The organism is Streptomyces sp. SD31, assembly GCF_052068475.1.
Classification (GTDB): Bacteria; Actinomycetota; Actinomycetes; order Streptomycetales; family Streptomycetaceae; genus Streptomyces.
Window position 1 is genome coordinate 162,190 of sequence record NZ_JBQHCX010000022.1, and the last position, 25,374, is coordinate 187,563.

The 25,374-nt window shown below is 71.8% G+C and carries 22 protein-coding genes; 9 read left to right on the plus strand and 13 right to left on the minus strand.

From position 1 onward, the window contains the following. Positions 1–95: 95 nt before the first annotated feature. Entirely contained in the window at positions 96–1,340 is a 1,245-nt protein-coding gene (locus tag ACTMVF_RS37450) for a serine hydrolase domain-containing protein (RefSeq protein WP_441275538.1), read from the minus strand. 264 nt (positions 1,341–1,604) lie between these two features. On the opposite strand from ACTMVF_RS37450, the gene ACTMVF_RS37455 reads away from it, so the two are divergent. After that, positions 1,605–2,843, plus strand: coding sequence for an SGNH/GDSL hydrolase family protein (locus tag ACTMVF_RS37455; RefSeq protein ID WP_441275539.1), 1,239 nt, complete (start codon positions 1,605–1,607; stop codon positions 2,841–2,843). Between the two features lie 16 nt (positions 2,844–2,859). On the opposite strand, the gene ACTMVF_RS37460 is transcribed toward ACTMVF_RS37455, so the two are convergent. From ACTMVF_RS37460 to ACTMVF_RS37480, 5 genes are all read right to left on the minus strand, one after another. Continuing rightward, a complete protein-coding gene (locus ACTMVF_RS37460) occupies positions 2,860–5,802 on the minus strand; it encodes a helix-turn-helix transcriptional regulator (RefSeq protein ID WP_441275540.1) in 2,943 nt (980 codons plus the stop codon). Positions 5,803–5,942: 140 nt separating this feature from the next. Beyond that, a complete protein-coding gene (locus tag ACTMVF_RS37465; protein ID WP_441275541.1) occupies positions 5,943–6,299 on the minus strand; it encodes a UBP-type zinc finger domain-containing protein in 357 nt (118 codons plus the stop codon). Next, complete coding sequence (locus tag ACTMVF_RS37470) at positions 6,296–7,741, minus strand: ATP-binding protein (RefSeq protein WP_441275542.1); 1,446 nt, start codon at positions 7,739–7,741, stop codon at positions 6,296–6,298. Before ACTMVF_RS37470 ends, ACTMVF_RS37465 begins: the two co-directional genes overlap by 4 nt. After that, entirely contained in the window at positions 7,738–9,414 is a 1,677-nt protein-coding gene (locus ACTMVF_RS37475; RefSeq protein WP_441275543.1) for an FAD-dependent oxidoreductase, read from the minus strand. Before ACTMVF_RS37475 ends, ACTMVF_RS37470 begins: the two co-directional genes overlap by 4 nt. 388 nt (positions 9,415–9,802) lie before the next feature. Next, entirely contained in the window at positions 9,803–10,159 is a 357-nt protein-coding gene (locus ACTMVF_RS37480) for a VOC family protein (RefSeq protein WP_441275544.1), read from the minus strand. A gap of 63 nt (positions 10,160–10,222) precedes the next feature. Between ACTMVF_RS37480 and ACTMVF_RS37485 the strand changes: the two genes are divergently transcribed. Beyond that, positions 10,223–11,095: a universal stress protein gene (locus ACTMVF_RS37485; protein WP_441275545.1), complete on the plus strand. Its 873-nt coding sequence runs from the start codon at positions 10,223–10,225 to the stop codon at positions 11,093–11,095. A 27-nt stretch (positions 11,096–11,122) separates the two neighbouring features. On the opposite strand, the gene ACTMVF_RS37490 is transcribed toward ACTMVF_RS37485, so the two are convergent. From ACTMVF_RS37490 to ACTMVF_RS37505, 4 genes are all read right to left on the minus strand, one after another. Further along, the gene (locus ACTMVF_RS37490) at positions 11,123–12,358 is read right to left on the minus strand and encodes a DUF4032 domain-containing protein (protein WP_441275546.1); all 1,236 of its coding nucleotides are present in this window, start codon (positions 12,356–12,358) and stop codon (positions 11,123–11,125) included. Positions 12,359–12,399: 41 nt separating this feature from the next. Beyond that, entirely contained in the window at positions 12,400–13,161 is a 762-nt protein-coding gene (locus tag ACTMVF_RS37495) for an MBL fold metallo-hydrolase (RefSeq protein WP_441275547.1), read from the minus strand. A 49-nt stretch (positions 13,162–13,210) separates the two neighbouring features. Next, positions 13,211–14,407, minus strand: coding sequence for an acyltransferase family protein (locus ACTMVF_RS37500; RefSeq protein WP_441275548.1), 1,197 nt, complete (start codon positions 14,405–14,407; stop codon positions 13,211–13,213). 110 nt (positions 14,408–14,517) lie between these two features. Further along, complete coding sequence (locus ACTMVF_RS37505; protein ID WP_441275549.1) at positions 14,518–15,147, minus strand: alpha-ketoglutarate-dependent dioxygenase AlkB; 630 nt, start codon at positions 15,145–15,147, stop codon at positions 14,518–14,520. 116 nt (positions 15,148–15,263) lie between these two features. Here ACTMVF_RS37505 and ACTMVF_RS37510 point away from each other — a divergent pair, with 116 nt between their 5' ends. Further along, entirely contained in the window at positions 15,264–15,890 is a 627-nt protein-coding gene (locus tag ACTMVF_RS37510; protein WP_441275550.1) for a TetR/AcrR family transcriptional regulator, read from the plus strand. A gap of 17 nt (positions 15,891–15,907) precedes the next feature. Next, a complete protein-coding gene (locus ACTMVF_RS37515; RefSeq protein WP_441275551.1) occupies positions 15,908–17,581 on the plus strand; it encodes an FAD-binding dehydrogenase in 1,674 nt (557 codons plus the stop codon). A 40-nt stretch (positions 17,582–17,621) separates the two neighbouring features. Here the strand turns inward: ACTMVF_RS37515 and ACTMVF_RS37520 are convergent, their stop codons facing one another. Continuing rightward, positions 17,622–17,972 carry a DUF488 domain-containing protein gene (locus ACTMVF_RS37520; RefSeq protein WP_441275552.1) on the minus strand — a complete coding sequence of 117 codons (351 nt, stop codon included), beginning with the start codon at positions 17,970–17,972 and terminating at the stop codon, positions 17,622–17,624. 176 nt (positions 17,973–18,148) lie between these two features. Here ACTMVF_RS37520 and ACTMVF_RS37525 point away from each other — a divergent pair, with 176 nt between their 5' ends. Genes ACTMVF_RS37525 through ACTMVF_RS37540 form a run of 4 tightly spaced genes read left to right on the plus strand, consistent with a single transcriptional unit; the run spans position 18,149 to position 22,900 of the window. Then, positions 18,149–19,558, plus strand: coding sequence for a M1 family metallopeptidase (locus ACTMVF_RS37525; protein WP_441275578.1), 1,410 nt, complete (start codon positions 18,149–18,151; stop codon positions 19,556–19,558). A 41-nt stretch (positions 19,559–19,599) separates the two neighbouring features. After that, positions 19,600–20,352: a L,D-transpeptidase family protein gene (locus ACTMVF_RS37530; RefSeq protein WP_441275553.1), complete on the plus strand. Its 753-nt coding sequence runs from the start codon at positions 19,600–19,602 to the stop codon at positions 20,350–20,352. Between the two features lie 29 nt (positions 20,353–20,381). Beyond that, positions 20,382–21,080, plus strand: a complete 699-nt coding sequence (locus ACTMVF_RS37535) for a response regulator transcription factor (protein ID WP_441275554.1) — start codon at positions 20,382–20,384, stop codon at positions 21,078–21,080. After that, positions 21,077–22,900, plus strand: coding sequence for a sensor histidine kinase (locus tag ACTMVF_RS37540; RefSeq protein ID WP_441275555.1), 1,824 nt, complete (start codon positions 21,077–21,079; stop codon positions 22,898–22,900). The genes ACTMVF_RS37535 and ACTMVF_RS37540 overlap by 4 nt, the downstream gene beginning before the upstream one ends. Positions 22,901–22,939: 39 nt before the next feature. On the opposite strand, the gene ACTMVF_RS37545 is transcribed toward ACTMVF_RS37540, so the two are convergent. Continuing rightward, complete coding sequence (locus ACTMVF_RS37545) at positions 22,940–23,182, minus strand: WhiB family transcriptional regulator (RefSeq protein ID WP_441275556.1); 243 nt, start codon at positions 23,180–23,182, stop codon at positions 22,940–22,942. Between the two features lie 106 nt (positions 23,183–23,288). After that, positions 23,289–24,506, minus strand: coding sequence for a saccharopine dehydrogenase family protein (locus tag ACTMVF_RS37550; protein WP_441275557.1), 1,218 nt, complete (start codon positions 24,504–24,506; stop codon positions 23,289–23,291). Positions 24,507–24,643: 137 nt separating this feature from the next. Here ACTMVF_RS37550 and ACTMVF_RS37555 point away from each other — a divergent pair, with 137 nt between their 5' ends. Further along, positions 24,644–25,345 (plus strand): TetR/AcrR family transcriptional regulator, encoded by a 702-nt coding sequence (locus tag ACTMVF_RS37555; protein WP_441275558.1) that lies wholly within the window; start codon positions 24,644–24,646, stop codon positions 25,343–25,345. The last annotated feature ends 29 nt before the right edge of the window (positions 25,346–25,374 follow it).

Sequence of the window (25,374 nt, forward strand, 5' to 3'; positions counted from 1 at the left end):
GGTGGTTCGAGATCCGGTGGGGATGTCCGGAAAACGTCCACCGGATCTCGTGGGTTCCCGCCCGTCGGGACGACGGTGTGGGGCCGGGGGTGTCCTCAGCTCTGGTGCACGCCCAGCGGGACCCCCGGCGCGACGTCCTCGTGCCGTTCGACGGGCGCCGAACGACGCTGCGACTTCGCCGGCTTGCCGCAGAACGCGGACTCCAGCGTGCCCAGCATGGAGTTGAGGACCGTGCCGTTGTTGGAGGTGTTGGCGACCGCGGCGAGGCTGCGCCGGCCGTCCTTGGACGCGAACGCATACGTGTAGTAGCCCTGGACGGCGCCCGTGTGGCCGTAGACGGAGGTCCCGCAGGACAGGTCGCGGCGCCGCAGCCCGAGCCCGTACGCCTGCGAGGTGCCCGCCGGCACCCACCGCTGCATCTGGGCCAGCTGCGCACGGGAGGTCAGCCGGCCGCCGAGCAGCGCCGACAGGAAGGTGTTGAGGTCCCGCGTGCTGGAGATCATCGCGCCCGCGCTCTGCGCCCAGGACACCGTCTGCTCGGTGGAGTCGACGAGTGCCGCTCCGGCGGAGTCCGGGGTGAGATAGCCGCGGGCGTGCCGGCCGGGGATCCTCGTGCCGGGGTGTACGTAGAAGGTGTCGCGCAGCCTCAGCGGGTCGATGAGCCGGTTCTTGTACTCGGTCCGCACGGAGTGGCCGGTGAGCTTCTCGATGAGCATGCCGGCGACCACGAAGTTGGTGTTGGAGTAGGAGTACGCGCCGCCGGGCTCAGTGGTGCGCGGCCTGCTCAGGGACCGGTTCACCAGTTGCCGGTAGGTGAACACCTCGGAGCGGACCGCCTCGAAGCCGGGAACCGTCCGCGCGAACATCTCGTTGGTGTAGTCGTGCAGGCCGCTGCGGTGGCTCAGCACATGCCGCACGGTGATGCGGTCGTCCGGCAGCAGCCCCGGCAGATAGCGGTTGACCGGGGCGTCCAGCTTCAGCTTCTTCTCGTCGACCAGTTGCAGCAGGACGACGGCCGAGAAGACCTTGGTGACGCTGCCGATGCGGAACCGGTCGGCGTTGCTGATGGCTCGCCCGGACCTTCGGTCGGCGACACCGACGGCCGCCCAGCGGATCGTGTCCCCGTCGTCGAGGCGCGCCATCGCACCGGGTGCGCCCTGCCGTCGCACCGCGGTCAGGACGTTCCACACGCCCGCGACATCCGGTTCGGCCAGTGCGCCCGCCGAGGTGCCGGCCTTGGTGGTGCCGGGTTCCCGGGCGGCGGCGTGGGCGGGAACCGCCAGGAGTGACACGAGGGCCGCCGCTGCCGCCGTACCTCGGACCACCGTTACTGAGACCATCCGGCTTCCTCCCATTTTCTGTCGATGTGCTGCTGCTACGAGAACGATCACCTCGGCGCGGGGCAACGTTCCCGCACCCCGTCACATCGCCGCGGACGACGCACAGTTGGACAGCCATGGATCACCGGAAGGGAGCCCAGTCCCGCCCGCCGGGCCACCAGGCATCACCTATGCTCAGGAACTGGCCGATACGGTCGCCTCACCGCGCAGAACGCCGTGTACCTGCCACAAGCCGGCCCGAGCACAGGCTGGCTGGAGGAGTGGATGTCCCCCGACGACCTCGGTCACCCCGAAGTCCTTCGCCCGGTGCGGGCCGGACTCCTGCTCGCCGCCCTCCTGTTGACGGTCGCCGCCTGCCAGTCCGCTCCCGCGCCCGCCGAGACGACCGACGACACGAGTGGCGTCGTCACCTGGGCGGCGAGCGCCGACCGCATGGGCGACGGGGTCGCCGGGCGCAGCTACCGGCTCGTCGTGCACACCAGCGTCGGTGGGACCGCCCTGCGGATCCGGCTCTCCAACGCCTTCGGGGACCGGCCACTGACCTTCGACAGTGTCTACGCGGGCATCCGGCAACAGGGCGCCGAACTGCGGCCGGGCAGCAACCGGCGCCTGACCTTCGGCGGTGCGCGCACCGTCACCGTGCCGGCGGGCAGCACCGTGTGGAGCGACCCGCTGCCCGGCCGGCTGCCCGCCGCGACCGACCTCGTCGTCAGCCTGCACAGTCCGGACGCGGGAGGCCCGGCCAGCGGCCACTGGATGGCGCTGCAGTCGTCGTACGCGACCCAGGGCGACCACACCGCCGAGGAGAGCGGCGCCGCCTGGACCATCCCGACCGGCTCCTGGTTCTACCTCGACGCCGTCTCCGTACACGCCCCGGCGGACACCGGGGCGGTGGTCGCCCTCGGTGACTCCATCACCGACGGCTGGCAGTCCACCGCCGACCTGAACCGCCGCTGGCCCGACTACCTGGCCCGCCGCCTGCAACGCGCGGACACGGCGGTGAAAGGCGTGGCCAACGAGGGACTCGCCGGGAACAAGGTCCTCGCGGACATCCCCGGCCGGAGCGCCCTGAACCGGCTGGAGCGGGACGTGCTGTCCCAGCCGGGCGTACGGACCGTGTTCCTCTTCCAGGGCGTGAACGACATCAAGGCCCATCCGGGCGTCACGGCCGAGGACCTGATCGAGGGCTACCGCGAGATCGTCGAGCGGGCGCACGCGGCCGGCAAGTGCGTCGTCGCCGCGACCGTCGGGCCGTTCAAGGGCTGGCACGAATGGGACCCGGCCGGCGAGGCCGTACGCCAGGAGGTCAACGCGTTCATCCGCACCAGCGGCGAGTTCGACGCCGTCACCGACTTCGACCGCGTCCTGCGCAGCCCCCACGACCCGGCACGCATGCAGCCGGCCCTCGACGGCGGCGACCACATCCACCCCAACGACAAGGGGATGCGGGCGATGGCCGACGCCGTCGACCTGACCGCCCTCGACTGCCACACCACCGGCTGACGTGCACGACGGGGAGTCAGCCGACCGTCTCCTCGCGGGTGATCAAGCCCTCCCGATAGGCGATCGCCACCGCCTCCGTACGGCTCGCCGCGCCCAGCTTGGCGAGGATGTTGGAGACGTGCACGCTCGCCGTCTTACCGGTGATGTACAGCTCCTCGCCGATCTGCCGGTTGCTGCGGCCGAGCGCGAGGAGGAGCAGGACCTCCTGCTCGCGGGCCGTGAGCGGTGAGGAGCGGTCGCTGAGGGCTTCCGCGAGACGGCCCCGGCGGGTCAGGGCGTCCAGCCGTTCCAGCAGGAGCGTCGCGCCGAGCCGGGCCGCCGTCTCGCGCGCCGTCCGGGCCTCGGCCGCCGCCGCCTCGCGGTCGTCCGCGGCCAACAGGGCCTCGGCGTGCCGCAGTCGGCACCGCGCCCGCTCGTAGTCGTCGCCGTAGTCGGCAGCGGCCACCGCCTTCGCCCACGCCCGCACGTCCGGCCCGGACACCGCCCGCACCCACTCCGCCTCCGCACGGGCCAGCCAGGCCATCCCTTCCGGCCCCTGTGACGTGCCCTGCTCGCCGTGCACGGCAGTCGTCCGGGCCAGCTCGACCAGCTCGGTCGCCGTGTCCGCCCAGCGGCGCACCCCCGCCTCGTCGCCGGTCAGGCGCGACTGGGCGGCACGGTCGGCGACCGCGGCCAGCGCGAGGGCGGCGAGCCGGACCGTGGCATCGGGCAGCGTCCCCGCCTCGTCGGTCAGGGCCGCGACCGCGGACCGCATCCGCTCCACCGCGGCCTCCGCGTCACCGCGCAGCGCGGCGGCGTCCGTGAGCGCGATGCCCGCGACGAGCGTGCCCATCCAGTCGAAGGGCCCCTCCAGCAGGGCACGGGCCTGCTCGGCGGCCGAGAGGTCGCCGCGTGCGAGAGCGACGTACAGCGCCGGACCGGCCGCGTATCCGCCCGCCGCGGGCAGCACCTCGCTGTCGGCCGCGGCCGCGCTCAGGCACTCGTCCCAGTGGCCCAGCGTGTACAGCAACAGCAGCCGCAGATACCGCATCGCCAGCGGATACGACGAGGACAGCAACCCGGCACGCCGGGCCCGGTCAAGGCCCTCCGTCAGCCAGGACAGACACTCCTGGAGATCACCGGACTCGTAGCAGCCGATGGCGAGGTTGAACAGCGCGCGCATCTCCACCGGGGCGTTGCCCGCACGCCGCGCCAACTCCCGGGCTTCGCACAGCCGTTCACGGCCCTCCGGCGTGCTGCGGCTGCCTCCCTCGAGTCCGGCCAGGGAAATGAGCAGGTCGGCCCGGGCATCCGTCACCTGCAGCTGCTCGGCGGTGCGCAGGGCCTCGCGGCCGAGCCGCAGCGCGGTCTCGTTCTCTCCGACCTGGCGTGCCGCCATGACATGCGTGGCCGCCGCCCACGTCCACGTCCGCGACGGAGGCTCGGCGGGGATCAGCGCGAGCGCCTCGCTGCTGTAGGCGAAGGCCGCCGTCAGGCTGTCGACGCCGATCAGGTTGCCCGCAAGGGTGTAGCGGACCCGGGCGGCGAGTTCGGCGTCCGTGTCCTGGCCGACGCCCGCGAGCGCGGAGCGGGTGAGGGAGACCGCGCGGTGCGCCTCCCCGGCGTGCGCGGCCGCCGCCGACGCGCGCAGCGTGAGCGTCACCCGGTCGTGGCACTCGCCCGAGGGCCGTGCCGACGGCTCCACCGACGACCACAGGTCCAGGGCGGTCTCCAGATGCCGGAGTTCCTCGGCGGGAGCGCCGACACCGTGCGCGTGGCCGGCGGCCTCCAGCGACGCGGCCAGCGCCTCGGCCAGGTCGTGGCTCTCGCGGTAGTGGTGGGCGCGCTCCGCCGCCGTCTCGGCGGGACGGCCGCGTCCGGTGAGCAGCCGGGCGAACGCGCCGTGCAGCCGGGCCCGTTCACCGGGCAGCAGATCGGCGTACACCGCCTCACGCGCGAGCGCGTGCCGGAACGTGTACGTGTCGCCGTCGCCGGCCACGAGCAACTGCCGCCCGGTCGCCTCCCGCAGCGCCGCCTCCAGCTCCTCTTCCGGGATGCCCACGGCGCCCCGCAGGAGTTCGTGCTCGACGCGCCGCCCCGCGACGGCGGCCGTACGCAGCACCTGCTGGGCGGTGTCGGACAGCTGCTCGAACCGTATGAGGAGTACGTCGGCCAGCCCGCTGGGAACCCCGCCGGCCTCGGTGTCCGTGGCCGCGACCAGTTCCTCGGCGTAGAAGGCGTTGCCCTCGGCGCGCTCGACGATCCGCCGTACCGTGACGTCCGACAGCGGCCGCTCCTGCACGGCCCGCACCAGACGCGCCACCTCGACGTCCGCCAGCGGCCGCAGTTCGAGCCGCTCGACGGCGGGCAGTCGCACCAACTCGGCGAGCAGCGGCCGCAGCGGATGACGCCGATGCAGATCGTCCGCGCGGTACGACGCGAACACCGCCAGCCGGTGCCGGGGCACCCCACCCGCGGGCCGCTGCAGAATCCCGCGGCTGAGCAGGAACCGCAGCAGATCTCTCGACGACTGGTCGGCCCAGTGCAGGTCCTCCAGAACGAGCAGTACGGGCGCGACGTCCGCCAGATCGGCGAGCAGCCCCGCGATGCCCTCGAACAACCGCAGCCGGTCCCTCACGGCGTCCGCCCCGCCGCCCAGCAGCCCTTCGACCACAGGGTGCGCGGCGAGCACCTCCGCGAACCGCTCCTCACCGGCGACTACGCCCAGCACCTCGGTGAACGGCAGATACGGCAGCCCGACGTCGCCGAGATCGACGCAGTGACCGGTGAGCACGGTCATCCCGTCCGCAGCAGCGCGCCCCGCGACCTCGTCCAGTACCCGGGTCTTGCCGACCCCGGCATCACCGGCGATCAAGACGGCCCGGCTCTCACCACTCCGGGCACGCTTCAGCACACCGGAGAGCCGGTCGAGCTCGTCTTCCCGCCCGATCAACGGCGTGCTGAATGAGGTCTGCGACACGCATACATCCTGTCACTCACCACTGACAGCGCCTGTGCCGACCTGTTGGGGGGCGCGGGCTGTATCGATTTGCGGCTCCGCCGCGTGGGCGCGATCAACCACGGACAGCCCGCAGCCGCCAACGGACACAAGCCCCCGAGCTATTGGGCACGCAACGTCTTGGCCCAATCATCCGGCACCCGCCCCGCAGGCCCCGGCGCAGGCTGATCCGCAGGATGACTCACCGGCGGCGCCAACTCCGGCCCGGACTCGTACAACTCGTCCGTCCCGTAGTTCCAGTACCAGTCCTCACCCGGCTCGAAGCTCTGCACGAACGGATGCCCAGTGTCGCGAAAATGCTCCGTCGCATGCTTCGCGGGCGAACTGTCGCAACACCCCACATGCCCGCACTGCGCACACCGCCGCAGATGGAACCACCAACCCCCGGCCGCATCGCACTCGACACACCCGTTCCCGCTCGGCGGAACGCTCGGGTCGATTCCGTTGTAGCTGGTCATGCGGGCTCCTCCTCGACCGATGTGAGCGGTAGCAGCACCTGGAAGCGAGTGTCACCCGGCTGCGACTCCACCTGGATGCTGCCGTGGTGCTTGTTGACGACGATCCGCCAGGAGATGTCGAGGCCGAGCCCGGTGCCCTCACCCACGGGCTTCGTCGTGAAGAAGGGATCGAAGATCCGCCCCCGGTTCTCCGGCGGAATCCCGACCCCGGTGTCCCGGAACTCCACCAACAGCCGGTCGTGATCCGGCGCGGTCCGCACGGTCAACGTCCCTTCGCCGCCCGCGCCGTTGATGGCGGAGACCGCGTTGTCGATCAGGTTCGTCCACACCTGGTTGAGCTCCGCCGGATAGGCCGGGATCTTCGGCAGCGCACGGTCGTACTCCTTGACGACCTTGATCCGTCGGCCGATCTTGCCCGACAGCATCAGCAGGGTGCTGTCGAGGAGTTCGTGCACGTCGGCGTTCCGGAAGGGGGCGCGGTCGAGCTGGGAGTACTGCTTGGCGGCGTCGACGAGGTGGGAGATGCGGTTGGTGGAGTCGTTGATCTCGTCCATCAACAGCTCGGTCTCGACGGTGTAGTTGAGCCATCCGATCGCGCTCGGCAGGATCTCCTCGGCCACGGCCGCCGCGATCTGATCCAGCCAGTCCGCGTCCAGGCCGGCCTGCACGAAGGTGGGCGCGATCCGCCAGCCCTCCTGGATGCCGTGGTCGTCCAGCCAGTCGGTGAGCTCGTCCTCCCGGTCCGACGCCTCCAAGGGGCTCAACGCCGGTGCCTTGGCGACGCGTTCGGCCGTGCGCTCCTGGATGTCGATGAGGTTCGCCATGACCTCGGGGGAGTAGGAGCCCTGCGCGATGACGGCGAGCTTGTGCCGCATCTTCGCCACCCGCTCCCGCAGCGTCGCGGTCGCCCGTACGGCCGCCGCCGCTGGGTTGTTGAGCTCGTGTGTGAGTCCGGCGGACAACGAGCCCAGCGCCAGCAGTCGTTCGCGTTGGTTGATGGCCGACTGGGTGCTCTTCTGGCCGAAGAAGAGGCCTTCCAGCAGGTGCAGGGCCATCGGGAACCATTCCTGGATCACGGCCGCGAAGGTGTCGGCGGGCAGCACGAAGAACCGCGTCGGCTCGGTGACCCGCATCGAGCTGTTGTAGACCTGCGGCACCCGGTCCCCGAGATAGGCCTGCCAGGCCCCGGAGTACACCCCGCGCTGGGAGGTCCGGGTGACCTCCACGTCGTCCCCGCCGACCCGTCGGGACAGCACGACGGTGCCCTCCACCATCACGTAGAAGCAGGTCGCGGGATCGCCCTCGGCGTACACGGGACCGGGCTCGAACCTCTCCACCCGTCCCTCGCTGCACAGCCTGCCGAGCTGCTCGGGCGTGAGCTTCTCGAACAGGAACAGCGACCCGATCTCCTGAGGGTCGCACGGCATCGACTGCCCGCTCATGACTGCTCCAGATAGCGGTGGACGAGCATCACGGCCATGGCTCCCTCACCGACGGCGGACGCGACCCGCTTGGCGGACTCGGCGCGCGCGTCACCGGCCACGAACACGCCGGGGATGTTGGTCTCCAGGTGGTACGGCGGCCGGTCCAGCTCCCAGCCGGCCGGCGGCCGCCCGTCGGACGTCAGGTCGGGTCCGGCCAGGATGAACCCGCGCTCGTCCCGCAGCACCGTCTCGCCCAGCCAGTCGGTCAGCGGGGCCGCGCCGATGAACACGAACATCCACTGGGCGTCGACGAGTTCGGTCTTCCCGCTCTCCACGTCACGCAGGGTCAGCTGCTCCAGGTGGCCGGAGCCGTGCGCGGCCTCGACTTCCGTGCCGGTGCGCACCGAGATGTTCGGCGCCTCGTCGATCTGCTGGATCAGGTAGTGCGACATGGACGCCGACAGCGACGACCCGCGCACCAGCAGCGTCACCGACTTGGCGCCCCGCGACAGATACATCGCCGCCTGCCCCGCGGAGTTGGCGCCGCCGACGATGTACACGTCCTGGCCCTGGCAGGACGGCGCCTCCGTCAGGGCCGAGCCGTAGAACACCCCGCAGCCGGTCAGGTCCGCGCAGCCGGGCGCCGCCAGCTGCCGGTAGGTCACGCCGGTCGCCAGGATCACGCTGTGCGCGGCGACCGCCGAGCCGTCCGAGAACCGTACGATCCGGGCGGCGCCGCCGGCCTCCAGTGCCGTCACCTCGCGCGCGGTGAGGATCTCGGCACCGAACTTCGCGGCCTGGCGCCGGGCCCGGTCGGTGAGCTGCGCGCCCGACACGCCGTCCGGGAAGCCGAGGTAGTTCTCGATCCGGGAGCTCTGCCCGGCCTGACCGCCGGTCGCCGACCGCTCCACCAGCACGGTCCGCAGGCCCTCCGACGCCCCGTACACGGCCGCGCCGAGCCCGGCCGGGCCGCCGCCTATGACGACGAGGTCGTAGAAGTCGGCCGTCGGTGTCGTGGCCAGCCCGACCTGCGCCGCCAGTTCGGGGGCTTCCGGGGCGACGAGCGGTGTCCCGTCCGGCGTGATCACCAACGGCAGCCGCTCCCCGTCCTGCCCGGCCGCGGCCAGCAGCCGCTGCCCCTCGGGATCGTCGGCGGAGTACCAGCGGTACGGCACCTGGTTGCGGGCCAGGAACTCCCGCACCTCCGAGGAACGCGCCGACCAGCGGTGCCCGACCACCTTGGTGCTGGGCACCGGCCGGTAGTCACTGCGCCGCCACGCCTCCAGCAGGTCGTCCAGGACCGGGTAGAGCTTCTCCTCCGGCGGATCCCACGGCTTGAGCAGGTAGTGGTCAAGATCTACGACGTTGATGGCGTCGATCGCCGCGTTCGTGTCGGCGTAGGCGGTGAGCAGCACCCGCCGTGCCCCCGGATACACGTCCAGCGCCTGTTCGAGGAACTCGATGCCGTTCATCTGCGGCATGCGGTAGTCGGCCAGGATCACGGCCACGAGATCACCACGCAACTTCAGTTCCCGCAGCGCCTCCAGCGCGGACTCGCCGGACTCCGCCCGCACGATCCGGTGCGACGCACCGTAGCGCCGCCGCAGATCGCGGGCGACCGCACGGGAGACCCCGGGGTCGTCGTCCACGGTCAGAATGACGGCCCGTGCTGTGTCGGCGGCCTGTGCCATACGTCTCCCACCCCGAGTGTCGCTCTCGGCACGGCGATCACGTCCGGTGGCGCGCCCGTCGCGTCGACTCCGGGCCATCGTATGTTCGATCGTCCGGCTTCGCTCTGGTATGCGGTCGGCATACTGCCGTCATGCCTGCTGCCGACGGCTGGATCGATCAGCTTCTCGACCTCCCGCGTGACTACAAGCCGGCTCCAAGAGCCTCGGGCAGCTGATCGCAGAGATCGACCCACCTCACCTGGACACGGCGGCCCTCGCCCGGCAGGTGGCCGAGCGCCTCCGTCGCTCTCCCCAGCCGATCGACGCTTGGCAGCTCTATTCGTACGACAAACGCATGAGGCCGACGCCGTACCGGGACGGGTCCTGACAGGCCGTGATCTTGAGGGGATCAGCCGCGCCGCGGCCCCAGGACACAGAACTCGTTGCCCTCGGGATCCGCCAGCGTCACCCACGGCTCCTCGCCGCTCTGCCCGACGTCCGCGTGGCGTGGGCCGAGGGTGAGCAGGCGGGTGACCTCCGTGTCCTGGTCGTCGGGACGGAAGTCGAGGTGGAGGCGGTTCTTGACGGTCTTGCCCTCCGGCACCCGGCCGAAGAGCAGGCCCGGCAGCCGGTCCTTCTCGGGCCGGATCTCGTACTCGTCGGCCGCATCGTTCACCACGACCCAGCCGAGTGCCTCGGCCCACCAGCGTCCCAACGCCGCCGGGTCGGCCGCGTCCACGTTGACTTGTTCCCACTCCAAGGCCATGGGCGCAGGGTAGTGAAGACTGGTGCCCGAAGGACATGACCACGACACGAGGAGGCAGCCGGAATGACGCGCCCGATCACGGCAGGGGTGGACGGATCGGAGGAGAGCCTCGCCGCACTGGCTTGGGCGGCGAGGGAGGCGGTCCGGCGAGGACTCGCGCTGCGGGTGGTGCACGCCTGGCGGTACCAGCCGCAGGACGCGATCGACGCGGGGGACCCGGACACCCAGGCCCAGTGGGTGCGGGAAGGACTGGCGGAAGCCGCCCGTACCGTCACCGAACGGCATCCGGGCCTTGCGGTGACCACGGACGTCCTCGACGGCGGGCCCGTCGACGCGCTGGTCGCCGCGGCGGCGGACACCGAGATGCTGGTGCTGGGATCGCGCGGGCACGGCGCGGTCGTCGGGTTCCTGCTGGGCTCCGTCGGACAGCAGGCGATCGCCGAGGCCAAGAGTCCGGTCGTCCTCGTACGAGCCGGGGAACAGGCGTCCGCCGAGGCGGCGGGGCGCGAGATCGTCGTGGGCCAGCACGGCGACGCGGACGACAGTGCCGCCGCGCTGCGGTTCGCGTTCGAGACGGCCGCGGCGCGCGGCGCGACCGTGCGCGCCGTACGGGCCTGGACCCTGCCGCCGCTGTTCGCCTACAGCCCGGCCTCCCTCAAGCTCCTCGACGAGGCCGGGGGGCTGGAGCCGTACGAGAAGAAGGCGCTCGGTGAGGCGCTGCGGCCGTGGCGGGAGCGTTTCCCGGACGTCCGGGTGGTCGAGCACGTGGAGATGGGCAGCGCAGGGCAGGTGCTGCTGTCGGTCGCCGGACGGACGCAGCTGATGGTCGTCGGCCGCCGCGCCCACCGTACGGCGGTCGGCGCCCGGATCGGCTCGGTGGCGCACGGCGTCCTGCACCACGCGGACTGCCCGGTGGCGGTCGTACCGCCCGCCTGAGCCGGTCGGAGGAGTCAGGCGGACGAGTCAGTCGGACGCCGTCGGCTGCAGCGTCTCCCGGGCCGTGGGCAGGATGTTCCTGATGTAGTCCTCGACCACCGTGTCCCAGCCGATGTCGTGCTGCGCCCGCTCGGACAGGTACCAGCGGTGTTCGAGCAGCTCGTGGTAGATCTCCGCCGCGTCCATGGAACCGCGCAGCTCTAGCGGCACGGCCCGCACCGTGGGGCGGAAGACGTCCCGCACCCAGCGGTGGGCGAGGACCTCCGGGCGGGCGCCGAGCGGGTCACCCGGGGCGTAGTCGTCCTGGGTGGCCATCCAGCTCTCCAGGTCGTTCAGGAGCCGGCGGGCCTGGTTCTCCTCGGTGTCCAGGCCCGTCAGGCGCAGCAGCTGACGCTGGTGGTGGCCGGCGTCGACGACCTTGGGCACGAAGGTGACCGTGTCGCCGTTCGTGGCGTGCTCGATCTGCATCTCGGCCACGTCGAAACCGAGGTCGTTCAGGCGGCGTATGCGGCGCTCTATGTAGTGGTACTTGCCGGCCGGGTAGACCGAGGTGCGGGTCAGCTCCTGCCACAGGCTCTCGTAGCGGGCGCAGATCTCCATGCCGAACTCGATCGGGTCGACGGACGGGTGCAGCGCCCCGGACGCCTCCAGGTCGAGCAGCTCGCCGCTGATGTTGACCCGGGCGAGGTCCAGGTCGTATTCGCGCTGGCCGGTGCTCAGCTGCGGGTGCAGATCGCCCGTCTCGGCGTCCACCAGGTACGCGGCGTAGGCGCCCGCGTCCCGTCGGAACAGCGTGTTGGACAGCGAGCAGTCGCCCCATGCGAACCCGGCGAGGTGGAGGCGGACCAGCAGCACGGCCAGCGCGTCCATCAGACGGTGCATGGTCGCCGGCCGCATCGTCGTCTCGAACATCGAGCGGTACGGCTGCGAGCCGCCCAGGTGCCGGGTGACCAGCACCGACTCCAGCGGGCCGCCGGCCGTGTCGGTGCGCCCGGTGACCACGGCCAGCGGATCCACCGACGGGATGCCGAGCCGGTCCAGGTCGCGCAGCAGCTCGTACTCGCGCAGCGCCGGACGCTCGGCGAGCTCCTTGACGGCGATGACCTCGCTGCCGGCGCGGGCGTACCGCACGACGTGGCGGGAGATACCACGCGGCAGCGGGACCAGGACCTCCTCCGGCCACTGCTCCAGGGGCAGTTGCCAGGGCAGCTCCAGCAGGAGCGCGGGGTGCTCCGGATTGGTCGCGCTGATCTGCAGTGCCATGGGCCGTTCGTCCTCGCCTCGCCGGTGATCGTCACCTCACCCTAAAGTGCGCGCTCCCGCGCCTGAAGAGCAGCTTCTCGCACCGGCCCCCGGTGCACGGGTCCGTGCCCGGGCAGCAGCACCTCGCCCTTGAGCCCTGCCAGCACGTCCAGCGAGGCCACCGCACGGGCACGCTCGTGGTGGAACATGTCGGGCAGCAGCTGCGGTCCCTTGATCCGCGAGGTGGGGTGTCCGCTGACCAGGGCGTCTCCGGCGATCACCACACCGGCGTCGGGCAGGTGGTAGGCGCAGTGGCCGTCGGTGTGGCCGGGCGTGTGCACCGGGACGGGCCGGCCGGGCAGATCGAGCGGGCCGTCCGACGCAAGGCCGTCCGACGGGAACGGCTCGGGGGAGGTCACCGGGACGTGTGCCGTGCCGCCGGAGCGGATCGCGTGGATGGCCCAGGGCAGGACACCGGGCCGCCAGCCGTTCTTCAGGACGGTGCCGACGTTGACCTGGTGCAGGAACTCCCGGCGGGCGTGCGGCAGTTCGGCCTCGTGCAGGTATATGGGCGTGCCGTGGGTGGTGCGCAGGTACTCGGCGTTGCCCAGGTGGTCCGTGTGCGCGTGCGTGATCAGTACGGCCGTGACCGCCTCCGGCGCACTCCCCACCTCCGCGAGCGAGGCGAGGAGCATGGCCCGGTCCCCGGGGTAACCGGTGTCGATCAGCGTGACCGCGTCCCCCTCGGTCAGGATGACCCAGTTGGTGTTGCTGCCGTGCACCAGGTAGGTACCGTCCGCGACTTGCTGCACATCTGCCCGCATGATCGTCCCGCGTGGTGAGGTCCGTGCCCGACGGACCCAGCAAAGCAGATCACGAGGGCCGTGTGACCGGCGGGGCCGTACGCATCCCGAACAGGAACCGCGTCACCCGGGTCCTGCGCACGAGGAACTCGTACACCGCGAGGATCACCGTCAGAGAACCAGTCACGATCATGGCGTACTTGACCACGACCGGTGCCGACCAGCCCACCACGCCGTACGCGAAGGCGACCACGACAGGCTGGTGCAGGACGTACAGCGGCAGGGCGGCGACCCCGAGATACACCATCGCGCGCGACGGCGGCCGACGTTCACCTCGCCGACCCTCGCGTGGCCGGTCCAGCAGCCCGAGGATCGCCACGACCCAGCACCAGCCCGCCGCCCCGAACAGCGCCCTGGTCGCCAGCGCGAGCGGGCTGCGCTCGGTGAACGGGTCGTCCAGGGCGAGGAACCCGGGCGCGGTCCCCGCGAACAGGACGACCCCGAACACGCCCACCGGCACGGCGAGTCGGCGCAGCACGGCACGCACGCGTGCGTCGTCGGCGAGGACGTAACCGAAGAGGAAGAACACCAGGTAGGCCCAGCGGTTCCAGCCCGCGAAGCCCTCCTCCATGCCCAGGAAGGCGTTGATCGCGGCGAGCGGCAGGGCGGGCAGGAGGAGCAGGGCCGGGCGCCGCGCCACCGTCTGTCCGACGGGTTCCGTCCAGGCCGCGAGCCGCGTCGCGACCGGGGCGAGGAGCAGGCTGAAGGCGAGGAGCAGGACGACGAACCACAGATGGCCGGTCTCGAAGTGCTCCCCTTCGAGGACGAAGGGGAAGTCGGTCGCGTCCGGGCGGACGGTGAGGAAGCGCGGCCAGAAACGCCAGTACGACTCGTCGTAGCCGGGGTCGGCGGCCCGCAGCCGCAGCCACTGGGGGAGCGGGCACAGGACGAGCGTCGCGAAGACCAGCGGAACGCCCAGGCGCAGCAGGCGTTCCCGGGTGAAACGGGCCGGCCCACGGCGGTGGACCGAGTACCGGGAGCCCAGCCCGGCGACGAGGAACAGCATGGGCATCGCCCACACCACCCCGAACCCGGCGAGCACGGTGATGGCGTCGGTCGTCTCCGCGTTCTTGACGTAGAAGTCGTCGTCCGGCGAGAAGACGAGGGCCGAGTGGAAGAAGACCAGCCCGACGACGACGAGGATCCGCAGCGCGTCCAGCTCGCCGCGCCGGGGCGCGGTGGCCGGTGCCTGTGTCTCAGCGCTCACCCGGACCAGTGTGGGGGCGCGGTGGGGCTTCGCCCAGAGGAAGGGCTGCCTCCGGCACCGTCCGCCGGAGGCAGCCCCCGCGTGCACCCGAAGCGGCCTCCCCCGAAGCCTCAGTGCACGCCGTGCGGACGGAACTGGATGCTGATACGCGGTCCCGTGGCGCGCGTGCTCTTCGGTACCGAGTGCTCCCAGGTCCGCTGGCAGGAGCCGCCCATCACGATGAGGTCGCCATGCCCCAGCGGACGGCGCACCGTCTCGCCGCCGCCCCCCATCGGCCGCAGCAGCAGGTCGCGCGGCGCGCCCACGGAGAGAATGGCGACCATCGTGTCCTCGCGGGCGCCCCGCCCGATCCGGTCGCCGTGCCAGGCCACGCTGTCCCGGCCGTCGCGGTAGTAGCACAGCCCGGCCGTGGCGAACGGCTCGCCCAGCTCGTCGGCGTAGTGCGCGGTGAGCGCCTCGCGCGCCTCCTCCAGCACAGGGTGGGGCAGCTTGTCGTCCGCGCCGTAGAAGGCGAGCAGGCGCGGTACGTCGACGACGTGGTCGTACATCTTGCGTCGCTCGGCACGCCAAGGCACCTCCGCGGCCAGCTCATCGAACAGGGCGTCGGAGCCGCCGAGCCATCCGGGCAGTACGTCGATCCAGGCGCCGAAGCCGAGCACGGTACGGCGGGCCCCGTCGAGGGGGTCGAGCCGGAGCTGGTCGGTCTGGTCGAAGAGAGAGCCCTGGAGGTGCGGGGTCATGGAACCAGCGTACTCCTGATTCGAAAATCTGTTCCCATGAAATCCGCCGCCGAGTTCGAACTCTTTCGATACATCGGTGTATCGGATACATTCCTGTATCGAACGGAGGATCGGACATGGCGGTGGAGGGCACGACCGGGCGCGTGACCAGGCGCCGCGTCCGCACGCGCGCCAACCTCCTCGACGCCGCGTTCGCGGTGTTCGCCGCCAAAGGGTTCGGCCGGGTCTCCATCGAGGAGGTCTGCGAGGCCGCCGGCTACAGCAGGGGTGCCTTCTACTCCAACTTCGACAGCCTGGACGAGCTGTTCTTCGCCCTCTACCGGCAGCGGGCCGAGCTGATCGCGGAGCAGGTCTCCGGGGCCCTCGCCCTCGACGGACCGGGGCTCGACGTACCGGCGGCCGTCGACCGCGTCACCGAAGTGCTGCTCCTCGACCGGGACTGGCTCCTGGTGAAGTCCGACTTCCTGGTGTACGCCGCCCGCGCGCCCGAGGTCGCCCGGACGCTGCTCGAACACCGGGCGCGGCTCAGGCGCGCGATCGCCGACCGGCTGTCACGCGCGCGTGGGCACACCGAACTGCCCGCCGTGCTCGGTGACGTCGAGGGGGCCGCCCACGCCGTGGTCGCCGCCTACGACGGAGTCACCGTCCAACTCCTGCTGGACCGGGACGTCGAGCGCGCCCGCGTCTGGCTGAAGCAACTGCTCACCGCGCTGCTCACCGACGGCAGCGACACCACCGTATGAGGGAAGGGACGGTCGCCATGGATGCCGACGTCATCGTCGTCGGAGCGGGGCTCGCGGGCCTGGTCGCCGCGCACGAGCTCACCAGCCGCGGCAGGAGGGTCGCGCTGGTCGACCAGGAGAACGCCGCCAACCTCGGCGGCCAGGCCTTCTGGTCCTTCGGCGGGCTCTTCCTCGTCGACTCCCCCGAGCAGCGGCGCCTGGGCATCAAGGACTCCCTCGACCTGGCCTGGAACGACTGGCAGGGCAGCGCCCAGTTCGACCGGACGGACGACGAGGACTCCTGGGCGGTGCGCTGGGCACGCGCGTACGTCGAGTTCGCGGCCGGCGAGAAGCGGACCTGGCTCGACGGACACGGCATCAAGTTCCTGCCCACGGTGGGCTGGGCGGAGCGCGGCGACCTGCGCGCCGACGGCCATGGCAACTCCGTGCCCCGGTTCCACATCGCCTGGGGCACCGGCACGGGTGTCGTGGAGCCGTTCGTCCGGTACGCCAAGCAGGCCGCGCGCGACGGGCTGCTGACCTTCTACCACCGGCACCAGGTCGACGAGCTGGTCATCGAGGACGGCTCCGCGCGCGGCGTGCGCGGCACGGTCCTGGCCGACGACCGCTCGCCTCGGGGCGTCGCCTCCAACCGCGACCGCGTCGGCGAGTTCGAACTGACCGCGCAGGCCGTCGTCGTCACCACCGGCGGCATCGGCGCCAACCACGACATCGTCCGCCGCTACTGGCCCGAGCGGCTCGGCACCCCGCCCACCGAGATGGTCACCGGCGTCCCCGCCTATGTCGACGGACGGATGCTCGACATCAGCGCGGAGGCGGGCGTACGGCTCGTCAACCGCGACCGTATGTGGCACTACACCGAGGGCCTGCAGAACTGGGACCCCATCTGGCCCGGCCACGGCATCCGCATCCTGCCCGGCCCGTCCTCCATGTGGTTCGACGCCCTCGGCCGCCGCCTGCCCGACCCCTGCCTGCCCGGCTACGACACCCTGGGCACCCTCAGGCACCTGCGCACCGACGCGGACATCGCCGGCCACGACCACTCCTGGTTCATCCTCAGCCAGAAGATCATCGAGAAGGAGTTCGCGCTGTCGGGCTCCGAGCAGAACCCCGACATCACCGCCAAGGACCGCGCCGGATTCCTGAAGGAGCGGGTGCTCGGCAAGGGAGCCCCCGGGCCGGTGGCGGCGTTCCTGCGCAACGGCGCGGACTTCGTGACCGCCCCGAACCTGGAGCAACTGGTGGAGAAGATGAACCAGTTGACGGACAAGCCGCTCCTCGACGCGGAGAGCATCCGGCGCCAGATCGAGGCCCGCGACCTGCAGATCGCCAACCCGTACAGCAAGGACGCCCAGGTGCAGGGCATCCGCAACGCCCGCCGCTACATCGGCGACCGCCTCGGCCGGGTCGCCACCCCGCACCGCATCCTCGACCCGGCGGCCGGCCCCCTCATCGGCGTCAAGCTGCACATCCTGACCCGCAAGACCCTCGGCGGCATCCAGACCGACCTCGACTCCCGCGCGCTCGCAGCCGACGGGACGCCCATCGACGGTCTCTACGCGGCAGGCGAGGTCGCCGGCTTCGGCGGCGGTGGCGTCCACGGCTACAACGCCCTGGAGGGCACCTTCCTCGGCGGCTGCCTCTTCTCGGGCCGCGCGGCGGGCCGGGCCGCGGCACGGCAGGCGGCCTGACGGTGACGTACGGCCCGCCTCCTCAGGACCGAAGCAGGCGTCACGCCTGGAGGAGACGGGCCAGCACGGCGGCGTGACTCTGCTCGGGGGACTTCGACGAGGTCAGCAGGGTCACCTCGCCCTTGCTCGCCAACTCCCGTACATGGTCGACGAGTTCGGCTGCCTCGGGTTCGGCGAGCTCCGCCTCGTACCGCTCGGCGAACTCCTCGTACGACCGCTCGCCCGCGTGATACCAGCGGCGCAGTTCCGTCGACGGGGTGAGTCCCTTGGGCCACTCGTCCACGCGGGCCGCGTCCTTCGACAGGCCGCGCGGCCACAGCCGGTCGACCAGGACCCGCACGCCGTCCTCCGGCTCAGGCGGTTCGTACACGCGGCGGACGCGAATGCTCACAAGCGTGCCTTTCTCGGGCGAATTCGTTCCCGGAGCTTACTGCCGCGCACTCATACGGCCGCCGAAGCGACACAACCTGGCCCGGGCGAGGGGGTTGCGCTCGATCCGACGCCTAGGGTGAGGCCGTTGCCCACCCCCCCCACGCTGGAGGCGCACACGTGAAGCAGGCCATCACCATGCAGGCCACCCCACGCACGGCCGTCCTCCGCCGCGAAGCCGTGATCGTGACCGTCCCCCTCGCGCTGGCCGCCCTCCTCGCGACCGCCGGGCCCGCGTCGGCCGGACCCATCGGTGAGGACGGCGCGGGTGACCCGTACTTCCCGCTGGCCGGCAACGGCGGCTACCACGTCAACCACTACGACCTGACCCTCCGCTACGACCCGACGAGCCGTCACCTCGACGGCAGGGCGGTGCTGACGGCCCGCGCCACCCGGTCCCTGACCCGCTTCGACCTCGACCTCAACGGCCTGAAGGTCACCGGACTCACCGTCGACCACCGCAAGGCCGACTTCCGGCGCGACGGACAGGAACTCGTCGTCACCCCGCGCCACGCCCTGCGCCAGGGCCAGGTGTTCCAGGTCGCGGTCACCTACAACGGCACCCCCGGCCCGGTGACCGACCCGGACGGCACCCTCGACGGCTGGATCCCCACCGACGACGGCGCCTTCGTCGCCGGGGAGCCGCAGGGCGCCATGACCTGGTTCCCGGCCAACAACCACCCCAAGGACAAGTCGTCGTACGACTTCACGATCACCGTCCCCAAGGGCCGCACCGCCGTCGCCAACGGTGTCCTTCTGAGGCAGTGGACGACGAACGGCCGGACCACCTTCCGCTGGCACCAGCCCGAACCCATGGCCGCCTACCTCGCCACGGCGACCGTGGGGAAGTTCCGGGTCGAGCAGTACACCACCCGCGACGGCATCCGGGTCCACAACGCCGTCGACCCCCGCGAGGCCACCGAGGCGGCACCCGTACTGAAGAAGCTGCCCTCCGTCCTGGAATGGGCGAGCAAGCTCTTCGGGCCCTACCCGTACCGGGCCGCCGGTGCGATCGTGGACCGGGCACCGGACGTCGGGTACGCGCTGGAGACCCAGACGCGCCCCGTGTACGACCGGGCGCCGGACATCGGCACCCTCGTCCACGAGAGCGCCCACCAGTGGTTCGGCGACTCCGTGTCCCTGACCAGCTGGAAGGACATCTGGCTCAACGAGGGCTTCGCGACCTACGCCGAGTGGCTCTACGGCGAGCAGCACGGCGGCGACAGCGCGCAGAAGACCTTCGACACGCTGTACTCCCGCCCCGCCGACGACGAACTGTGGGCGTTCCCACCCGGCGACCCGGGCAGCGGCGCGAACATCTTCGGCGCCCCCGTCTACGCCCGCGGCGCCATGGCCCTGCACCGACTCCGTACGACGGTCGGGGACCGGGCGTTCCTCCGCATCCTGCGGACCTGGGCGGGCGAGCGCCGCGACGGCCACGGCGCGACAGCGCAGTTCGTCCGGCTCGCGGAACGCGTGTCGGGCAAGGAGTTGGACGCCCTGTTCCACACCTGGGTGTACACCGAGGGCAAGCCGAACAAGCCGTAGATCCTGACGAGTTCCTCACAACTGTCGGCCAAGGTCGAGTCATGATCACCGATCGACCTCGAGCCGCGCTGCTGGCCGCCTCCCTGTTGCTGACCGGATGCGGCGGCGGAGCCGGGGCGACACCGGCTCACGAGCCCGGCGCCACGGCCACGGCGGGCACGGCCGCGCCGGGTACGCCCACTCCCGAGATCACTGCGCAGGCCGCCCCGCGCCAACTGCCCGGTCTGGGACCGCAGACCTGGGCCGAGGTGCCCTCCGCGACCCGGCAGGCCGTCGTCGTCACCGGACGCGGCAGGAACTCCTCGCAGTCCACCGTCGTGCTCTACGAGCGCAGCGACGCAGGCTGGGAAGCGGGCGACAGCTGGCCCGCCCACAACGCCCTGCGCGGCTGGACCGGCCATCACCGTGCCGGCGACCTGCGCTCACCCATCGGGGTCTTCACGCTCACGGACGCCGGCGGCCTGCTCCGCGACCCCGGGACCAGGCTGCCGTACGACCACGGCGTCGGATTCACCGCCACCGGCACCGGCTTCGAGGGCGAGCCCCTCGCCGGCTCCTTCGACTACGTGATCGCCGTCAACTACAACCGCAAGCCCGGCACTTCGCCCCTCGACTGGACCCGCCCGCTCGGAGCGAACCGGGGCGGCGGCATATGGCTGCACGTCGACCACGACGGGCCGACCCAGGGCTGTGTCAGCATCGCGCGGGAGCACATGAGGGAGCTGCTGCGGGCGCTCGACCCCGACCGGCATCCCGTCGTCGTCATGGGCGACGCCAAGTCGCTGGCCCGCTGAAAATCCCCCGACCGCTTAGGATCCGCCGCGTGTGCGCACATGTGCTGGTCGCCGAGGACGACGAGATGCAGGCCGAACTCATACGCCGCTCCCTGCTGTCGGAGGGTCACACCGCCACCGTGGTCCACGACGGGTCGGCCGCCCTCGACGCCGCCCGCAGGCTCAGGCCCGACCTCGTGGTCCTCGACCTGATGCTGCCCGTGATCGACGGGTTCGGGGTGTGCCGGGTGCTGCGCCGGGACGATGGCGACATCCCCGTGCTGATGCTGACGGCCCGGTCGGCCGAGGACGACGTACTGCTCGGCCTCGAACTCGGGGCCGACGACTACATGACCAAGCCGTACAGCCCGCGCGAGCTGATGGCCCGCATCCGCACGGTGCTGCGGCGCAGCGGGCGCGCCGCCGACCGGCGGGAGGAACCCGTCGTACGCGCGGCGGGTATCGCCGTCGACCCCGCACGGCACGAGGTGCTCTGCGACGGGGCCTCAGTCGAGTGCACGCCGGCCGAGTTCGAGATCCTGCTCGCCATGGCCGCCGAGCCCGAACGGGTCTTCACCCGGCGGCAGTTGCTGGAGTGCACCCGGGGCACCGACCGGGCCTCCACCGAACGCGCCGTCGATGTCCACATCATGAACCTCCGCAAGAAGATCGAGACCGACCCGCGCAGGCCGGTGCGGCTGCTGACCGTGTTCGGCGTCGGCTACAAGCTCAGCGGCGGCCGCGGATGAGCCGGCGCATCCCGCTGCGCAAGCGCCTCCTGGTCCGGCTGCTGATCGCCACGGTGCTGATCGCCGTGTGTTCCGTGGCGGCGACGGCCTGGCTGGCGGTGGAGACCACCACCCGGGCGCTGCGGGAGGAACAGGGCCAGGTCCTCGCGGAGGACATGGACGTCCTCGCCCGGCTCAGCGGCTACGCGGCGACCCACCCCGAGTGGCGGGGCGTGCAGGACACGGTACGGGCGCTGTCCGCACGGACGGGCCGCCGTATCGCCCTGACTACGACCGACCGCAGGACCATCGCCGACTCGGCCCCGCCCGGCACCTCCCTGCCACCCCGCGCCGCCGCCACCGTCGACCCCCTGCACGTCGACACGTACACGGAGCGCGGAGCACAGCGCGGCGGCATCGATCCGCGGGTGGTGGGCCCGTACCGGGTGACCGGCCAGGAGCGGGCCAGGCTGGACAAGCTCGCCCTGATCCGGCAGAAGTGCTTCGCGCGCAACGGCTATGAGGCCGACGTCGTCCAGACGCCGAGCGGCCGCCCCGTCGTCACGGACCACGACGGGCCCGTCGCGGGTGGACATGTCCCCGAAGAGTGCGCCGACGGACTGCTCAACACCCCCACGCCGACCGAGGAGAAGGCCCTGGCCGAGCTGACCCAGCGCTCCCGGGCTTGCCTGGGCAAGCACGGAACGAGTCCGGGCGTGGACGTGTTCGTCGCGGTCGACGTGACCGAGCAACGCCTCGGCACCCGCTACCTCCTGGGCAAGGTCGGCAGGCCCGGTGACCGCGCGGCCGTGCGTGAGGCGGAGCGCTGTGTCGACGGGGCACGCCGCGCCCAACTCGACCCGTATGTCGCCCCCGTCGCCGAACTCTTCCTGGGCGGCGGGGACACCACCGCCGTGCGGTTCGACATGTCCCCGGTGAACAAGGCCAAGGTGACAGGCGCCGCCGGCCTCGTGCTGGCCGTCACCGTGGCCGTGACCGCCGTCGTCGCCACCCGGCTCGTCCGACCGCTGCGCGCGCTGACGGAGGCGGCCCAGCAGCCGCCCGAGCTGCATGTGCGCGTTCCCGTCACCACCCGCGACGAGACCGGCATCCTCGCCGCCGCCTTCAACGACCTCACCGAGCGGCGCGAACGGTGGGAGGCCCAGCGCAAGGCGATGGTCAGCGACATCGCCCATGAACTGCGCAGCCCGCTCACCAACATCCGCGGCTGGCTGGAAGTCACCCGCGACGGCGTCGTCGACCCGGACCCCGCCCTGCTCGGCTCCCTGCACGAGGAGGCCCTCGTCCTCCAACGCGTCATCGACGACCTCCAGGACCTCGCCGCCGCCGACGCCGGCACCCTGCGCCTGCACCGCGAGCCCGTCCGCGCCGACGAACTCCTCGACCAGGTGGCCGCCGCCCACCGCGTCGCCGCCGCCACGGCGGGCGTCGGCCTGCGTACGGCGGCGGACGGCACCCCCTGGCTGGACGCCGACCCGGTCCGCATGCGCCAGGCTCTGGGCAACCTCGTCTCCAACGCCCTGCGCCACACGCCCGCCGACGGCACCGTCACGCTCACCGCCCGGCGCGACGGCGACGACGTCGTCCTCGAAGTCGCCGACACGGGGGCCGGAATCGACCCCGAGGACCTGCCGTACGTCTTCGACCGGTTCTGGCGTGCGGAGAAGTCCCGCAGCCGGCGTACCGGAGGCAGCGGGCTGGGCCTGCCGATCGTCCGGCACCTGGTCGCCGCGCACGGGGGAACCGTCGACGCGGTGAGCGAGCCCGGTGCCGGTTCCGTGTTCGCGCTGCGGTTGCCGGGAGCCGCGGCGCCCGAGTGAGCAGCGCGGCGCGACGTGTCTCGGTCCCTGATCCGCCGGTTATCCGGTGCGTCGGGCCCGCCGCCGCAGCGCACGTCGCTCGTTCTCGCTCGTGCCGCCCCAGATCCCGATGAACTGCTCCGTGTCGAGCGCCCAGCGCAGACACTGCTCACGGACCGAGCAGCGCCGGCAGACCGCCTTGGCCTGCTCCGTCTGCAGCAGCATCGGCCCGGAGGTGCCGATCGGATAGAAGAGGTCGGGGTCCTCATGGCGGCAGGCGGCGTGGTCTCGCCAGTCGTCCATCAAAGTCACCTGCGATCGTCGTACGTGCCCTCGGTGGATGCATTACTCGGTTTCGAGTCGCCTGTCGATGCGTAAGTGAAACCCCGTGGGACACCGGCGAATCCGGTCACTGTTCGCGCATGCCCCACGGGGAGCCGTACGCAGTCAGCAGGTCGAGGAAGGGGCGGGCCGGGAAGGCCTCCGGACCGAGCACGCCCGCGCCGGACCAGGCGCCGGTGGCGAGGAGTTCGAGGGCGACGACCGGGTTGACGGCGGTCTGCCACACCACGGCCTGGGAGCCGTACTCCGCCATGGACCACTGGTTGTCGACCACGTGGTAGAGGTACACCTCGCGCGGCCTGCCGTCCTTGACGCCCCGCACCCAGGTGCCCGCACAGGTCTTGCCGTGCATCCGCTCGCCCAGCGTCGCCGGATCCGGCAGACACGCGGCGACGACGTCCCGGGGCGAGACCGCAACCGGACCGGCGGCGCTCGGCACGGTCACCGGCTCGGTGCGGTCCAGGCCCAGCAGGTGCAGCGTCCTCAGCGTGCGGACGAACTCCTCGCCCAGGCCGTACTTGAAGGTCACCCGGCGCGCGTCCACCCAGCGCGGCATCAGAAGCACCTCCTCGTGCTCCACGTTCACGCACTCGACCGGGCCGATGCCCTCGGGGAAGTCGAACACCTCGGGCTCGCTGAACGGCTCGGTGGTGAACCAGCCGCGGCCGTCCTCGTAGACCACCGGCGGATTGAGGCACTCCTCGATCGTGGTCCAGATGCTGAACGACGGGGCGAAGTCGTAGCCGTCGACGGTGAGGTCCGCGCCGTCGCGGACGCCGATCTCCTCGATCTCGTCGAAGAGTTCGTCGGCCGCGTGCCGGGCGAAGACGTCCGACAGGCCCGGCTCCACGCCCATGCCGACGAGCGCCAGGACGCCCGCCTTCTCCCACTCGGCGGCCTGCTCGAACTGGGCGTCGCCCAGCTTGACCCCGCACTCCTCGTACGGCCGCTCCGGATGCGGCCGCGACAGCGACATCGCCATGTCGACATAGGTGGCCTCGGCCGTGCGCGCCGCCCGGAACAGCGGCATCACGAACCGCGGGTCGGTGGCGTTGAGGAGCACGTCGCACGCGTGCCGCTCCAGCAGCGCGGCCACCGCCGCCTCGTCGCTCGCGTCGACGCGCTCGGCCCGGAACCGGGCGTCACCGCCGAGCGCCGCCACGGCTGCCTCGGCACGCGCGAGGTCGTAGTCGGCGACGACCATCGCCTCGAAGAACGGACGCCGGGCCGCGATCCGGGTGACGGCGCTGCCCACTCCGCCGGCTCCCACAAGCAGTACACGCATGACAAGACTCCCTCGACTGACGACTGAAGGTCTACGCCGTGGTGACGACGTGGTGGGGCCCCGCCGGAGATACAACGCCGCCCGCTCGCGTAAGGTCAATGGCGTTGGCATAAGGAGAGAGGGAAGGCGAGGACAGGGTGCCGAAACCGGTCGTTCCGGAGGAGAAGCGGCGCCGACGACGTCCCACGAAGAGCGGCACCGTGCTCTCGGAGCGGCTGATCGTCGACACGGCGCTGCGCCTGCTGCGCGAACACGGCAGCGCCGGCCTCACCGCCCGCCGCCTGGGCCTCGCCCTCGACGCCGACCCGAGCACGCTGTACCGGTACTTCCGCGGCATGGACGACCTCACCCTCGCCATCGGCGACGCCCTCATAGGCCAGGCGCTGGACGGCTGGGAGCCGACGGGGCAGTGGCGGGCCGACCTGCGCGCCGTGGGGCTGCGCATCCACGCCGCGTACGTGGCCCATCCGCAGGCCGCCGCGCTGACGACCAGCCGGGTCACCGGCCGGGCCAATGAACTCGCCGCCGACGAGGCCGTGTTGGACGTGCTGCGCACCGCCGGGTTCTCGCTGCCGGACACTGTGCGCATCTACCACGCCTTCATCGACCAGACGCTGGCCTTCGCCGCGCTGGACGCGGCGTCGCTGGCGTTGCCGAGGGAGGCGCTGCGCGCGGACGAGGACGTGTGGCGCTCTACGTATGGCAGGTTGCCGCGTGCCGCCTATCCGCGGATCGCCGAGGCGGCACCGCTGCTGGCCACTCGGATGGTGACCAGCGCCTATCCGACGGCGCTGGAGATGCTGCTGGACAGCGCCGCCACCCAGTTGGAGGCGCGGTAGCGCTCCGCAGGTCGGGCCGCGATGTGCCG

Bases quoted from the DNA above. Each gene is read 5' to 3' on its own strand.
- ACTMVF_RS37525 (WP_441275578.1), top strand. From the start codon at position 18,149: ATGCAGGCCACCCCACGCACGGCCGTCCTCCGCCGCGAAGCCGTGATC.
- ACTMVF_RS37550 (WP_441275557.1), bottom strand. From the start codon at position 24,506: ATGCGTGTACTGCTTGTGGGAGCCGGCGGAGTGGGCAGCGCCGTCACC.
- ACTMVF_RS37465 (WP_441275541.1), bottom strand. From the start codon at position 6,299: ATGACCAGCTACAACGGAATCGACCCGAGCGTTCCGCCGAGCGGGAAC.
- ACTMVF_RS37495 (WP_441275547.1), bottom strand. From the start codon at position 13,161: ATGCGGGCAGATGTGCAGCAAGTCGCGGACGGTACCTACCTGGTGCAC.
- ACTMVF_RS37540 (WP_441275555.1), top strand. From the start codon at position 21,077: ATGAGCCGGCGCATCCCGCTGCGCAAGCGCCTCCTGGTCCGGCTGCTG.
- ACTMVF_RS37480 (WP_441275544.1), bottom strand. From the start codon at position 10,159: ATGGCCTTGGAGTGGGAACAAGTCAACGTGGACGCGGCCGACCCGGCG.
- ACTMVF_RS37505 (WP_441275549.1), bottom strand. From the start codon at position 15,147: ATGACCCCGCACCTCCAGGGCTCTCTCTTCGACCAGACCGACCAGCTC.
- ACTMVF_RS37475 (WP_441275543.1), bottom strand. From the start codon at position 9,414: ATGGCACAGGCCGCCGACACAGCACGGGCCGTCATTCTGACCGTGGAC.
- ACTMVF_RS37545 (WP_441275556.1), bottom strand. From the start codon at position 23,182: ATGGACGACTGGCGAGACCACGCCGCCTGCCGCCATGAGGACCCCGAC.
- ACTMVF_RS37470 (WP_441275542.1), bottom strand. From the start codon at position 7,741: ATGAGCGGGCAGTCGATGCCGTGCGACCCTCAGGAGATCGGGTCGCTG.
- ACTMVF_RS37490 (WP_441275546.1), bottom strand. From the start codon at position 12,358: ATGGCACTGCAGATCAGCGCGACCAATCCGGAGCACCCCGCGCTCCTG.
- ACTMVF_RS37515 (WP_441275551.1), top strand. From the start codon at position 15,908: ATGGATGCCGACGTCATCGTCGTCGGAGCGGGGCTCGCGGGCCTGGTC.
- ACTMVF_RS37450 (WP_441275538.1), bottom strand. From the start codon at position 1,340: ATGGTCTCAGTAACGGTGGTCCGAGGTACGGCGGCAGCGGCGGCCCTC.
- ACTMVF_RS37530 (WP_441275553.1), top strand. From the start codon at position 19,600: ATGATCACCGATCGACCTCGAGCCGCGCTGCTGGCCGCCTCCCTGTTG.
- ACTMVF_RS37510 (WP_441275550.1), top strand. From the start codon at position 15,264: ATGGCGGTGGAGGGCACGACCGGGCGCGTGACCAGGCGCCGCGTCCGC.
- ACTMVF_RS37455 (WP_441275539.1), top strand. From the start codon at position 1,605: ATGTCCCCCGACGACCTCGGTCACCCCGAAGTCCTTCGCCCGGTGCGG.
- ACTMVF_RS37485 (WP_441275545.1), top strand. From the start codon at position 10,223: ATGACGCGCCCGATCACGGCAGGGGTGGACGGATCGGAGGAGAGCCTC.